At 68.5% G+C, this 12,881-nt stretch carries 10 protein-coding genes and 1 tRNA gene; 1 reads left to right on the forward strand and 10 read right to left on the reverse strand.

The annotated features are described in order from the left end of the window. Window positions 1-9: 9 nt before the first annotated feature. The 8 genes from ABZ552_RS02530 to ABZ552_RS02565 form a co-directional block, all read right to left on the reverse strand. Complete coding sequence (locus ABZ552_RS02530; RefSeq protein ID WP_195085121.1) at window positions 10-429, reverse strand: CBS domain-containing protein; 420 nt, start codon at window positions 427-429, stop codon at window positions 10-12. A gap of 106 nt (window positions 430-535) precedes the next feature. Then, window positions 536-2,437 carry a Stk1 family PASTA domain-containing Ser/Thr kinase gene (gene pknB / locus ABZ552_RS02535; protein ID WP_281876555.1) on the reverse strand — a complete coding sequence of 634 codons (1,902 nt, stop codon included), beginning with the start codon at window positions 2,435-2,437 and terminating at the stop codon, window positions 536-538. Next, the gene (locus ABZ552_RS02540) at window positions 2,434-3,954 is read right to left on the reverse strand and encodes a protein kinase (RefSeq protein ID WP_281919307.1); all 1,521 of its coding nucleotides are present in this window, start codon (window positions 3,952-3,954) and stop codon (window positions 2,434-2,436) included. Before ABZ552_RS02540 ends, pknB begins: the two co-directional genes overlap by 4 nt. A 37-nt stretch (window positions 3,955-3,991) precedes the next feature. Next, window positions 3,992-5,458 carry a penicillin-binding protein 2 gene (locus ABZ552_RS02545; RefSeq protein ID WP_159840922.1) on the reverse strand — a complete coding sequence of 489 codons (1,467 nt, stop codon included), beginning with the start codon at window positions 5,456-5,458 and terminating at the stop codon, window positions 3,992-3,994. Beyond that, window positions 5,455-6,939: an FtsW/RodA/SpoVE family cell cycle protein gene (locus tag ABZ552_RS02550; RefSeq protein ID WP_357435284.1), complete on the reverse strand. Its 1,485-nt coding sequence runs from the start codon at window positions 6,937-6,939 to the stop codon at window positions 5,455-5,457. The genes ABZ552_RS02545 and ABZ552_RS02550 overlap by 4 nt, the downstream gene beginning before the upstream one ends. Further along, window positions 6,939-8,432 carry a PP2C family serine/threonine-protein phosphatase gene (locus ABZ552_RS02555; protein WP_281876557.1) on the reverse strand — a complete coding sequence of 498 codons (1,494 nt, stop codon included), beginning with the start codon at window positions 8,430-8,432 and terminating at the stop codon, window positions 6,939-6,941. The genes ABZ552_RS02550 and ABZ552_RS02555 overlap by 1 nt, the downstream gene beginning before the upstream one ends. Next, on the reverse strand, window positions 8,429-8,896 hold the full coding sequence (locus ABZ552_RS02560; protein WP_063017079.1) for an FHA domain-containing protein: 468 nt from the start codon (window positions 8,894-8,896) through the stop codon (window positions 8,429-8,431). The genes ABZ552_RS02555 and ABZ552_RS02560 overlap by 4 nt, the downstream gene beginning before the upstream one ends. Before the next feature lie 205 nt (window positions 8,897-9,101). After that, window positions 9,102-10,496 (reverse strand): FhaA domain-containing protein, encoded by a 1,395-nt coding sequence (locus ABZ552_RS02565; RefSeq protein ID WP_357435287.1) that lies wholly within the window; start codon window positions 10,494-10,496, stop codon window positions 9,102-9,104. Between the two features lie 225 nt (window positions 10,497-10,721). On the opposite strand from ABZ552_RS02565, the gene ABZ552_RS02570 reads away from it, so the two are divergent. Continuing rightward, window positions 10,722-10,804, forward strand: a tRNA-Leu gene (locus ABZ552_RS02570). Between the two features lie 90 nt (window positions 10,805-10,894). Here the strand turns inward: ABZ552_RS02570 and ABZ552_RS02575 are convergent. Beyond that, window positions 10,895-11,323: an ester cyclase gene (locus ABZ552_RS02575; RefSeq protein ID WP_281876561.1), complete on the reverse strand. Its 429-nt coding sequence runs from the start codon at window positions 11,321-11,323 to the stop codon at window positions 10,895-10,897. A 121-nt stretch (window positions 11,324-11,444) separates the two neighbouring features. Beyond that, window positions 11,445-12,836, reverse strand: coding sequence for a hypothetical protein (locus ABZ552_RS02580; protein WP_357435289.1), 1,392 nt, complete (start codon window positions 12,834-12,836; stop codon window positions 11,445-11,447). Window positions 12,837-12,881: the final 45 nt, after the last annotated feature.

Raw genomic sequence — 12,881 nt, forward strand, 5'->3', positions numbered from 1 at the left:
TTCCGGGGCCTAGGGACGCCCGTAGACGGCGGTTACGAACTCGCCGAGCTGATTGTCGTCCAGGTGCCTGGCCAGATCCGCCTCGCTGATCATGCCGACCAGCCGCTTGTTCTCGATCACCGGCATGCGCTTGACCCGGTTGCTCTCCATCTCATCGAGAACCTCCTCGATGTCGGCGTTGGCGTCGACCCACCGCGGCGTCGCTTCGCACAGTTCGTCGACGCGGCAATCCGCCGGTGCCTTGCCCTGGGCGATGCACTTCACCACGATGTCGCGGTCGGTCACGATGCCGCACATCCGCTCGTTCTCGTCCGAGATGATCAAGGACCCGACGTTGAGCTCGGCCATGGTGCGCGCGGCCTGCTGGATGGTCGTGTCCTTCGAAATCCACTGAACGCCCGGTTTCATGATGTCCCTGGCAGTGGTCATGAGCTACCTCCTCGTGCTCAGCTGCGCTGATTGGGATGGAGCAGCATCATTCTCCCGCAATTCACACCGGATGGTCTCGTTTTCTGGATACCAGCGGCGCCGTCGATCACGGCGGGCCGAGCACCCCCACACCGACCAGGATGGCGCTGTTCTTCTGGATGGAACTGCCCGCCGACGGTTGCTGGCTGAGGATGCGCCCGACGTTGCCCGCGTCGAAGGTGCCCTGCGGCGACTGGCTGATCTGGCTGGTGCTGCCCGACCAGCCTTCCGCGCGCAACTTCTCCACCGCCTGCGAGACGGTGAGGCCGATCAGTGACGGCATCCTGAGGTCACCCGCGGACACCTGGACGGTGACCGTGGAGCCCTTCTCCGCGTTGCTGCCGCCGGCCGGACTGGAGGCGACCACCTCGCCCTTGGGCTTGGACGACTGCACCTCTTGGACGACGACCTTGAAGCCGTTGCCCTCGATGTTCGGCTGGGCCACGTCGATCGATTGGCCGACGACGTAGGGCACCCGCACGGATTCCGGACCGGTGCCGACCGTGACGACGACTTCCCAGTCGACGTCCACCTTCGAACCCGGCGACGGGTTCTGCTCGATCACCTGGTCCTTCTCGGCGGTGCTCGACGGTTTGCGCTCGATGTTCGGGTTGATCCGCAGCCCCTTGGAGTTCAGCACCTGCTCGGCCTGCTCCTGGGTCAGCCCCGTCAGCTTCGGCACCTGGACCTGCGCGGGACCGGAGGACACCTGGACGGTGACCGTGCTGCCCTCGTCGATCCGCGAGCCGCCGAGGGGCTGGGTCGCGATGACGTTGCCCGTCGCGACTTTGCTGTCGGGCTTCTGCTGGACCGCCACCGAGAAGCCGAGCTTCTGCAACGCGTCCTGCGCTTGCTGGGAGGACTTGTTCGACAGATCGGGAACGGCTACTTGATCCGGGCGGCTACCCGGGCCGAGCAGCACCCAGAACAGCGCGAACGCCACGGCGACAGCCGCGGCGACGCCGAGCGCGATATAGGTGCTCCGACGCCGGCCATTCGGCTCGGCCGGATCCTGTTCGGCGGTGTCGTCGTGCCGCTCGACCGTGCGGTAGGTGCGCGGCGCGGGCTCGTCCTGGCCCATGATGGTGGTGCGATCCTCGTCGGTCATCACCATGGGAGCGCTGGGCTTCTGGCCGCCGAGCACCCGGATCAGGTCGGCGCGCATCTCGGCGGCGGTCTGGTACCGGTTGGCCGGGTTCTTGCTCATCGCCTTGAGCACGACCGAGTCCAGCTCGCGCGGGACGCCCGAGTACACGTGCGAGGGTAGCCGCGGATCCTCCCGGACGTGCTGGTAGGCGACCGCGACCGGTGAGTCACCCGTGAAAGGCGGCTCGCCGGTGAGGATCTCGAACAGCACACAGCCGACGGAGTAGACGTCCGAGCGCGCGTCCACCGTTTCGCCGCGGGCCTGTTCCGGCGAGAGGTACTGCGCGGTGCCGATCACCGCCGCGGTCTGGGTCATCGGGTTGGAGCTGTCGGCGATCGCGCGCGCGATGCCGAAGTCCATCACCTTCACCGCGCCGGCTCGGTTGATCATGATGTTCGCGGGTTTCATGTCGCGGTGCACGATCCCGGCCTTGTGGCTGAAATCCAAGGCGGCGCAGACGTCCGCGATGATCTCCATCGCGCGGCGCGGCGGGAGCGGTCCTTTGCCGCGCACGATGTCGCGCAGCGTGTCGCCGTCGACGTACTCCATCACGATGTAGGGCAGCGGGCCGCCGTCCACCTCGGCCTCGCCGGTGTCGTAGACCGCCACGATGGCCGGATGGTTGAGCGCGGCGGCGTTCTGCGCTTCGCGCTTGAACCGCAGGTAGAACGTGGGGTCGCGGGCCAGGTCCGCCCGCAGCACCTTGATCGCCACGTCCCGGCTCAGCCGGACGTCGCGCGCCTTGTGCACCTCGGACATACCGCCGAACCCGATGATCTCGCCCAGCTCGTAGCGAGACGAGAGATTCTTCGGGGTCGTCATGGCAGTCCTTGCGGAGGAGTAGCGGTTCCGTTACGGGTGGCCGATGGCCCCCGGGCACCGGGAATCTCGGGGAATGGTAGGTCGAGGGTGGGGACGCGCGGCCGGGTGATCGTGGTGGTCGGCGCGGTGGTGGTCGGCTTGGTGGTGCTCGGTGCCGTGGTGGTGGTCGGCGGGGTGGTCGTCGTCGGCTCCGGTGTCGTGGTCTTCGGCTCGGTGGTGGTCGGCTCGTAGGTCTCGGTGTCCACCGGCGCGGGCGCGGGCTTGGGGATGGTCGTGGTGGCCACCGGCGGCGCGGGCTTGGGGTTCGGCGCGAACGTGGTGGTGGGCGACGGTGTGGAATCCGGGTTGGTGTCGCCGCCGAACAGCAAGAAGGTCGTGAGCGCGCCGAGCAGCACGGCGCCGATGCCCAGACCCGCCAACCATTTCTGGGTCGAGGTGAACCGCTTGTCGTCGCCGGGCGGCGGACCGCCCGCCGCGCCACGGCTGAGCACGGTGGCCGGGGCGGCGACCGTGCCCGCGCGATTCGCCGCGTTCACCGCGCCTGCCGCGGGCGTCGAGTAGCGCACCGTCGCACCGTCGAAGTCGGCGGGGCTGGAGGGGATCACGGCGGTCGGGCCGGGCGGGAGAACTCGCGTGGCGCCGGTCAGGGGAGCGGCCGGGTGGGCGCCGCTCGGCGGCGGCGGACGTCGGCCCGCGCGCACCGCGGCGACCGCGTCGGCGAACTCACCGCCACTGGCGTAGCGGCGCCCCGGATCCTTCTCCATCGTGATCTCGATCAGCTCGCGCACGTTGCCGGGCAGATCGGCCGGCATCGGCGGCGGCGTCTCGCGCACGTGCTTCATCGCGACGGTGAGCGCGCCGTCGCCGGTGAACGGCCGCTGTCCGGACAGCGCCTCGTAGCCGACCACGGCGAGCGAATACACGTCGCTGGCCGCGGAGGCGTCCTCGCCGACCGCCTGTTCCGGTGCGATGTACTGCGCGGTGCCCATCACCATGCCGGTCTTGGTCACCGGGGACGCGTCCACCGCCTTGGCGATGCCGAAGTCGGTGATCTTCGCCTGTCCGGTCGGGGTGACCAGGATGTTGCCCGGCTTCACGTCGCGATGCACCACGCCCGCGCGGTGCGCCACCTCCAGCGCGCGTCCGGTTTGCTCGAGCAGGTCGAGGCCCTGGGCGACCGACAGCCTGCCCAGGCGGTTGAGCACCGTGTTCAGTGGTTCGCCCTGGACGAATTCCATGACCAGGTACGCGATCTCGCTGCCCTGCGGGTCGATCGTCTCGCCGTAGTCGTAGATTCCCGCGATACCGGGGTGATTCAGCTGGGCGGTGGTCTTCGCCTCGGTGCGGAATCGATGCCGGAACGTCGGGTCGGCCGAGAACTCCGATTTCAGCACCTTGACCGCGACCCTGCGGTCCAACCTGGTGTCCAGCGCTTCCCAGACCTGACCCATGCCGCCGGTCGCGATCAGTCGCTGCAGCCGGTACCGGTCGGCGATCATCGCACCGTTGTTCAGCATCGAGGTCCCCGTACCTTCACTCGCACATCCATATCGTTCAGCCCCCTCGAAGACCGGCGTCGAGAACCGCGCGAGCCACCGGCGCGGCGACCGACCCACCGGTCGCGGCAAGCGCCCGGTCCCCACCGTTCTCCACGATCACCGCGATGGCGATCTTCGGGTTCTGCGCGGGGGCGAACGCGATGTACCAAGCATGCGGCGGCGTATTGCGCGGGTTGGTCCCGTGCTCCGCGGTGCCGGTCTTGGACGCGATCTGATAAGGGGTCTGGTTACCTCCAGCCGTGTTGCCCTCCGACGCGATCATCAGGTTGGTCACGGTCGACGCTACATCGGCGCTGACGGCTTGGCCGACCGAGACCGGCTTGGTCTTCGACAGCTCGCTCAGATCCGGGCCCTGCAGCTGATCGACCAGGTAGGGCTCCATCCGGACACCGCCGTTGGCGATGGTCGCCGCGACGACGGCGTTCTGCAGCGGGGTCAAGGCCACATCGCGCTGCCCGATGCTGCTCTGGGCCAGGGCGGCGTCGTCGGAGATCGGGCCGACGGTGCTCTCCGCCACCGGCATCGGGATACCCCGGTGCGGGCCGACACCGAACGCGGCCGCTTCGTCCTTGAGGGTCGAAGCGCCCACCTTGATGCCGAGTTCGGCGAAAGCGGTGTTGCACGAGCGCCGGAACGCCTCGAGCAGCGAAGCGGTCGGGTTCGGACCGCACGTGGTGCCGTTGTAGTTCTCCATCGGGGTGCTGGTGCCGGGCGGGGTGAAGGTCGGCGCGGCGGTGAACTGGTCGTCGGGAGTCGCGACGCCGTTGGCCAGCGCAGCGGCGGTGACCACGACCTTGAATGTGGACCCGGGCGGATAGGTCTGCGAGATGGCGCGATTCAACATGGGATGGTTCGGATCCGCGCTCAGCGTTTCCCACGCCTGGGTGCCGCGCGCGCCGTCGTGCCCGGACAGCAGGTTCGGGTCGTAGCTCGGCGTGGACACCATGGTGAGGATCTTGCCGGTGCTCGGCTCGATCGCCACCACCGAGCCGGTGTAGCCCTTGCGGGTCATCTGGTCGTAGGCGACCTGCTGCATCAGCGGATTGAGCGTGGTGAGCACGTTGCCGCCGCGCGGGTCCCGGCCGGAGATGAGGTCGACGAGGCGGCTGCCGAACAGCTGACTGTCGGAGCCGTTGAGTACCGAGTCCTCGGATCGTTCCAATCCGGTGCTGCCGTACTGCATCGAGTAGAAACCGGTGGCGGGGGCATACGCCTCCGGCTCGGTCGGGTAGGCGCGCAGGTACTTGTAGCGGTCGTCGGTGGCGATGGAACTGGCCAGCACGGTGCCGCCCGCCGAGATCTGCCCGCGCTGGCGGGCGTACTCGTCCAGCAGCACCCGGGAGTTGCGCGGATCGGAGCGCAGGTCGTCGGCCTTGATCACCTGTACGTAGGTGGCGTTGGCCAGCAGCGCGACGACCATCACCATCACCGCGATCGCGACTCGGCGTAGTGGAGTGTTCATGTCAGCTGCCCCGCCTCCGGTCGTCCGCCGTCGCGCCGCAGCAGCTCCGTCTGCGCCTCGGCGATCGGCGCCGGTTCTTTCTTGCGTACCGGGGCGGGTGCGCGGGCGGCATCGGAGACCTTGATCAGCAACGCCAGCAATGCGTAATTGGCCAGCAGCGAAGAGCCGCCGTAGGACATGAAGGGGGTGGTGAGACCGGTCAGCGGAATCAGCTTGGTCACACCCCCGACCACGACGAACAGCTGAACCGCGATGGTGAACGCGAGTCCGGCGGCGAGCAGCTTGCCGAAGCTGTCGCGCACCGCGAGGGCGGTGCGCAGGCCGCGCACCACGAAGACGAGGAACAGCACCAGTACCGCGGCGAGCCCGATCAACCCGAGCTCCTCGCCGATGGTGGTGACGATGAAGTCGGTCTTGGCGAAGGGCACCTGGCTGGGTCTGCCGCTGCCCAAGCCGGTTCCGGCGAGTCCGCCGGTGGCCAGACCGAACAGCGACTGGGAGATCTGGTAGCCGGTGTTGTTGTAATCGTCGAACGGGTGCAGCCAGGTCTCCACCCGGACCCGCACGTGGCCGAACAGCTGGTAGGCGAAAACGAAACCGAGGGCAAGCAGCCCGCCGCCGATGACCAGCCAGCCGACCCGCTCGGTGGCGATGTAGAGCATGACGAGCACCGTGCTGAAGATCAGCAACGAGGTGCCGAGGTCCTTCTCGAACACCAGCACGCCGATGCAGACGATCCAGACGGCCAGGATCGGACCGAGGTCGCGGCCGCGCGGGAACTCCATGCCCAGCACGTGGCGCCCGGCGGCGGTGAAGAGTTCGCGCTTGGCGACCAGCACCGAGGCGAAGAAGATGATCAGCAGGATCTTCGCGAACTCGCCCGGCTGGACGCTGAACCCGGGCAGCCGGATCCAGATCTTCGCGCCGTTGGTCTCGGAGAACTTGCTGGGCAGCAGTGCCGGGATGGCGAGGGCGACCAGACCGACCAGGCCCAGCGTGTAGCTGTAGCGCGCCAGGGTGCGGTAGTCGCGCAGCGCGATCAGGAGGGTGATGAACACGAGCGTGCCCAGCGCGGTCCACAGGATCTGCTGCGTGGCGTCGGGTGACGGGGTCGCCCACGAGTTGTATGCGGCGGTCTGCTGGTCGGCCAGATCGAGCCGATGGATCAGCACGAGACCGAGTCCGTTGAGCAACGCGACGATCGGCAGCAGCAGCGGATCGGCGAAGGGAGCGAACCGCCGCACCGCCAGGTGCGCGACCGCGAACAGCGCCAGGTAGGCCAGGCCGTACTTGGCGATATCCCAGGTGAGCGACTGTTCTTGACTGGCCTCGACCAGGAAGAGGGACACAGTGGTGATCACCGCCGCCGCCGCGAGCAGCAACAGTTCGACGTTTCGTCTGGTGCTCGGCGGTGGCGCGGGAGCGAAGCCGCCCGGGGGACTGGGAAAAGCTCCAGCCGACGGCGGTGCCGGCGCGGACATCAGTCCGTCACCCGGCAGTTCTCCCCCGCGGTCTGGGGATTGGGTGACGTGCTCGACGGCGCGGCCGGAGCCTCCGACTTCGTCGGTGTCTTGATTTCGGTGCCCCTGGCGTCACCCTGTTCCGGCGCCGGAGCCGGCGCGGCGGTGGCAGGTGCGGGCGGAGCGCCGTTCGGTGCGGGCGGTGCGGTCTCGACCGGCGGGACGACTCCCGGCTGCGGCGCCGCTTCCTTGACCGGGCACGGCGGCAGCAGTTCTCGCTGGGCGAGGTAGGTCATCGAGTCCCTGGCCTTGTCCAGCGAACCCGGCGGCAATCCCTTGTCCACCTGATCGCGGCCGGTCTGCTTCAGATCGCTGACCTTCAGCGGCTTGCACGCGGAAGGGACGTCCGCGCCGGGCTCGGTCAGGGTGAGCTCGCCGTTGCGGGTGACGCACCCGACCAGGTTCACGTCGTGGATCGAGTAGCCGAGGATCGACCCCGGCAGCCCGCGCAGGATCACCACCGAGCCGTCGTCGGCGCCCACGTAGTAGTTGCTGCGGATCATCTTGTAGCCGACCACGAGCCCCACGCAGACGGCGACGACGAGCGCCAGCGCGAGCACGATCCAGCGCAGCCGGTGCGACTTCTTCGCGGGCGGCTCGGGCGCGGCGGCGGCCCGGCGCGGAGCGGCGCGCGGCGGGCGCAAGGCGGAGGCCCGGCCCGCGGCGGTGTTCGGCGGAGGAGTGTCCTCGTCGACGCCGGACGCGGCGCCCGCCACGATCGGGTGGCTCTGGCCGTAGTCCAGATCGATGACGTCGGCCACGACGACGGTGACGTTGTCCGGGCCTCCGCTGCGCAACGCCAGCTCGATGAGCCGGTCGGCGCACTCGTCGGTGCTGCCCTCGCGCATCGTGTTCGCGATGGTCTCGTCGCTGACCACGTCGGAGAGGCCGTCGGAACACAGCAGGTAGCGGTCACCGGCACGCGATTCGCGCATGATCAGCGTCGGCTCGATCTCGTTGCCGGTGAGCGCGCGCATGATCAGCGAACGCTGCGGGTGTGTGTGCGCCTGCTCCGGTGTGATCCTGCCCTCGTCGACCAGCGACTGCACGAACGTGTCGTCGCGGGTGATCTGGGTGAGCTCGCCGCCGCGCAACAGGTAGGCGCGCGAGTCGCCGATGTGCACGAGGCCGAGTTTCCTGCCCGCGAAGAGGATTGCGGTGAGCGTGGTGCCCATGCCGTCGAGCTCGGGCTCCTCCTCGACCTGATCGGCGATGGCCGCGTTACCTTCCCGGGTCGCCGCGTCGAGCTTGCCGAGCAGATCGTCGCCGGGTTCGTCGTCATCGAGATGGGCGAGCGCGGCGATCATCAACTGGGACGCGACTTCTCCCGCGGCATGGCCGCCCATGCCGTCGGCGAGTGCGAGCAGCCGGGCGCCCGCGTACACGGAGTCTTCGTTGTTGCCTCGGACGAGACCGCGGTCGCTGCGCGCTGCGTAGCGGAGAACAAGTGTCACGATCGCAGCTCGATCACTGTCTTGCCGACACGGACGGGCGTGCCGAGTGGAACACGGACGGCGGTGGTGACTTTCGCGCGATCGAGGTAGGTGCCGTTCGTCGAGCCGAGGTCTTCCACGTACCAGTCGTCACCACGCGGAGACAGTCGCGCATGCCTGGTCGAGGCGTAATCATCGGTGAGCACCAGCGTGGAATCGTCCGCACGCCCGATCAGCACCGGTTGGGTGCCGAGCGAGATGCGGGTGCCGGCGAGTGAACCCTGAGTCACCACAAGAAATTTGGCGCCCTTCTGGCCCCGGCTGAAAGACGGCAGCACCGCGGCACCGCGTGGGGCCTTGGGCTGGATCCGAATGCCGGATGCCGCGTAGATGTCGCTGCGCAACGTGCGCAGCACAGCCCACACGAACAACCACAACAGCAGCAGGAACCCCGCACGGGTCAGTTGCAGGATCAGTCCCTGCACGGCGCTCCACCTCCTGTTCGACCGTGTACGTCGGTGCCGTAGGTGCGGTTCGACCACCCCCACCAGCCTGCTGGTCTTGCCGGCCCCGGTGTCGGCGCCGCGCGTGTGTTGGCAGCATCATAGGGCCGTCGGTCGATTTCGATCACGATACGACCGACGAATCCCTCGAGAGCCATCTCGTGACCTGCACCGCGAGCTTACGGGATCAGACGATGCGGATCAGGATCTCGGAGTGCCCGGCACGGATGACGTCGCCGTCGGCGAGCTGCCAATCCTGCACGGGGGAACCGTTCACCAGGGTGCCGTTGGTGGAGCCGAGGTCGGACAACATCGCGGTCTGGCCGTCCCAGCGCACCTCGATGTGCCTGCGCGAGACGCCCGTGTCGGGCAGGCGGAAGTGCGCGTCCTGGCCGCGGCCGATGATGTTGCTGCCTTCCCGCAGCTGGTAAGTCCGGCCGCTGCCGTCGTCCAGCTGGAGGGTCGCCGAATAGCCCGAACCTGCCTGCGGCGCGGCGCCGTAGCCTGCTCCGCCCGCGTAGCCCTGCGGCGCGCCGTACCCCGGTTGCTGGGAGTATGCCTGGCCGTAGCCGCCCTGCTCTTCCTGGCCGTAGCCGCCCTGGTCGGCGTAGTTCTGATCGCCGTAGCCCGGGTCGGTGTATCCGGACTGGCCGTACCCGGGCTGACCGTAGCCCTGCTGGCCGTAACCCTGGTCGGCGTAGCCCTGCTGGCCGTAGCCGGATTCGCTGTAGCCCGGCTGGCCGTAGCCTTGGTCGGCATAGCCCTGCTGGCCGTAACCCGGCTCGCCGTAGCCTGGCTGGCCGTAACCCGGCTCGCCGTAGCCTTGCTGGCCGTAGCCGCGGTCGGCGTAGCCGCCCTGCTGGCCGTAGCCGGACTCGCCGTAGCCGCCCTGCTGGCCGTAGCCCTGGCCACCCTGCGGGTAGTCGTAGCCGTTCTGGTAGTCGCCGTAACCCTGCTGCGCGTCCGGAGCCTGGTAATCCGCCCCGTACGCGCCGCCGCGGCCGTAGTCGTCGCGGTACGCGCCGTTCTGCGGACCGCCGCGACCGGCAGGCGGTGGAGCGTACCCGCGGTTGCGTGGATCGGACTCCGCGGGCTCACGGCTCGGGTCGTAGCCTGAGTTCTGCGTCATGGGGCCAGCTCCTGGTTGCGGGTTTGCAGGTCGTTGTGGCGGTGATTCGGGGCCGCGAGCCGCGCTGGCTCTGTGTCCGACGTCGGGATCGACGCGGCCACTCGCCCTGAACTGTCCGGTGTGCAGCGTAGGTGATGCCTCGAACGCCACGTGTACTTCGCCGTAGGTCTGCCAGCCTTGGTCGCGGATGTAGTCCTGGAGGTGTTTGGCGAACGCGCGGGTGGTGAGGTCGTGGTCGGCATCCAACTGCTGGTGATCGGAGGAGTTGATCGTGATCACATAGCTGTTGGGCGCAAGCAGATGCCCGCCGCCCAGGTCCTGGACGTGGTCGGCGGCCTCGCGTTGCAGCGCCGCCTCCACCTCCTGGGGTACGACACTGCCGCCGAACACTCGGGCGAACACGTCACCGACGGCGCCTTGCAGGCGACGCTCGAATCGCGAAACGATGCCCATCTCGGCCTCCCTTCGGTGCGCGTCTCTTCCTGATTCGTAACAACGACACGCGTGTATGGCGTGTCGCTAATCGACCACGTTCATTGCATGATATCCACGATCGTCCACACCTGTAACTCTTGGCGACGGCCCCAGGTTCCCGGGCCCGTTCAGCCCCCCAGTCAGGCCTCTGAAATGGCGATTTCGTATCCGGCGCGGGGCCGTGATACTGTCTCCCAGTCGCTCGGGCGAGTGGCGGAATGGCAGACGCGCTGGCTTCAGGTGCCAGTGTCCTTCGGGACGTGGGGGTTCAAGTCCCCCTTCGCCCACAGACGGGAAGCCGTGTTTCAGGTTCATTCTGATACGCGGCTTTCCCTATTTCTGTGTTTCGAATCGCTGGTGACCCATGTCCGGGCGCGTCAGTGTCCTCCCACAGCGGGCAGTACGCCCAGTTGCTGCAAAAATCCGAGCACGTCCTTGTCGGACCACTTCTCCGCGATCTTGCCGTCCGCGATCCGGTGGATCGCCGTGCCGGTCATCGTCAATTCGTTCCCGGTCGCCGGTATCCCCGGCAGGTCGCCGGTATGCCGGCCGTACGCGGTGAGCCGGGTGACGACCCGGTCGCCTTCCGCGAGCTGATCCTCGATCACGTGCCGTCCTGGAGTGGCGTCCCAGAACATGCGGAACGCCTGTTTGAGGCCCTCCCGACCCGGGGCGAGGCCGGGAAAGGGCGGCGGCGAGTGATCGATGTAATCCTCCGCGACGATTTCGTCCATGGCGTCGACGTTCCCCGCGTCGATTTCCTGATAGAACCGGCGGACCAGCGCCTTGTTGGCTTCCAGCGACATGATCGACCTTCCTCCTCGGGGTGCCGGGCGGCGAGCGGCCATTCACCCGAGTGTCGCACCGCGCGTGCGGCAACCTCCGACAACACTGCTCAGAAATCGGATACAGCTTGGTAGCGAACCATCAGTTCACCGGGCCGTGGCGGTCGAGGAAGCGCTGTTCGAACGCGGCGATGAAGCGCGCCTGATCGACGGCCGAGGACGAGTGCGCGAACTCGCCGTCGTCGGCGATATAGAAGATCGCCCGGTCCGACCGCGGGTTCTCGCGCGCGGGCACGTGCACCATCCAGCCGAAGCGGAAGCGCTCGGCGGTCAGCCGCGACAGCGGATACCCGGTGGTGTCCAGCTGCCGTCCGGTGACGTAGTCCCGGACCCGGCTGATCGCCGCTTCGGCGGGCATCGGCTCGGGCACCGTGGACTGCAGCCCGGCCACCGAGAACTGATAGAGCGCGCCATCGATGTCGAAGCGGCCGTCGTCGCCGAAGACGGCGGCCAGCGTGGCTCGTGTCACCCTCCCCGCCTCGGCGGCGGACAACAACGCTCCTATCGCCTCCATCGCGTCCGCGCCCGGACGGTCTCCGAGCACCCCGGCCACGACCTTCATCGCCGTTTCGCGCGTCCAGACGCCCGGCACCGCGGGCGCGCACTCCTGGGCCGACGGCGACTGCCCGCGGTACCACCGCCCCGCTTCCCACCAGTAGCAGAACGACAGCAGGCCGGAAGCGGCCCGCGGATTCAAGACGGGGTCGGCCACCCAGTCCGGCGCGCCGCCGTACAGCTCGGGCATCGGTGCGCCGGCGTTGTACACAGCGTCGAGGGTCGGCGCGTTCCAGACGCCACCGGACAACACGGCGCGTCCGGCCGGAAGCGCGTGCAACGTGGAGCCGCCGCGCGCAGTGCCTTCGAACACCCCGACCCAGGGCAGCATGCGCGGACCCCATTCCGACTTCGCCGCCACAAAAGCCGCGGCGATCGTGGTCCATCGGGCCCACATCTGCGGGAATGGGGGGAACTCGTTCTCCGCGAGTACCGCCCACACCTGTTGCGCCCGGTCGGCACGGGCCTGGGCGGCGGCCTGCTGTGGAGTGCGCCCCTGCCGGTCGCCATGCCCGATGTAGGCGGCCAGCCACACCGGCACCTTTTCGCGCGGATACGCCTCGAGATCGGCGCGATACGCCTCGGGCACGAACAGCTGACCGTCCGGGAAGGGTTCGTCGCCGTAGTCGTAGGCGACCTCGATCCGGCCGGAACTCGTCATCGCGATCATCATCCGCCACCACGGGTCCGCCCCGGAGCAGGCCGCGATCGCACGGTGCTCCCGGACGATGGCGAGCACCGGCTCCGGCGGGTCTACCGACACCGCCTGCCGGCCGACGGAATACACGAGTTGGGCGATCTCACCCACCACCGTGACCGCGAACACCGCGTCCACCCGCTCCCACCCGGTCGGCGCGTGCGTCGCCAGCGCACGAGCGAGTGGGTGTTCTCTGGTCAGCCCACCGGGGGCGTCTACCACGTCGTCCTCCGTATCGATATCCAGTCACTGATCTCGCCGCACACC

The organism is Nocardia sp. NPDC019219 (assembly GCF_040632645.1).
GTDB classification, from domain to species: domain Bacteria; phylum Actinomycetota; class Actinomycetes; order Mycobacteriales; family Mycobacteriaceae; genus Nocardia; species Nocardia sputorum.

Coding starts and splice junctions, on each gene's coding strand:
- ABZ552_RS02530 (WP_195085121.1), bottom strand. CDS start 429: ATGACCACTGCCAGGGACATCATGAAACCGGGCGTTCAGTGGATTTCG.
- pknB (WP_281876555.1), bottom strand. CDS start 2,437: ATGACGACCCCGAAGAATCTCTCGTCTCGCTACGAGCTGGGCGAGATC.
- ABZ552_RS02540 (WP_281919307.1), bottom strand. CDS start 3,954: ATGCTGAACAACGGTGCGATGATCGCCGACCGGTACCGGCTGCAGCGA.
- ABZ552_RS02545 (WP_159840922.1), bottom strand. CDS start 5,458: ATGAACACTCCACTACGCCGAGTCGCGATCGCGGTGATGGTGATGGTC.
- ABZ552_RS02550 (WP_357435284.1), bottom strand. CDS start 6,939: ATGTCCGCGCCGGCACCGCCGTCGGCTGGAGCTTTTCCCAGTCCCCCG.
- ABZ552_RS02565 (WP_357435287.1), bottom strand. CDS start 10,496: ATGGGCATCGTTTCGCGATTCGAGCGTCGCCTGCAAGGCGCCGTCGGT.
- ABZ552_RS02575 (WP_281876561.1), bottom strand. CDS start 11,323: ATGTCGCTGGAAGCCAACAAGGCGCTGGTCCGCCGGTTCTATCAGGAA.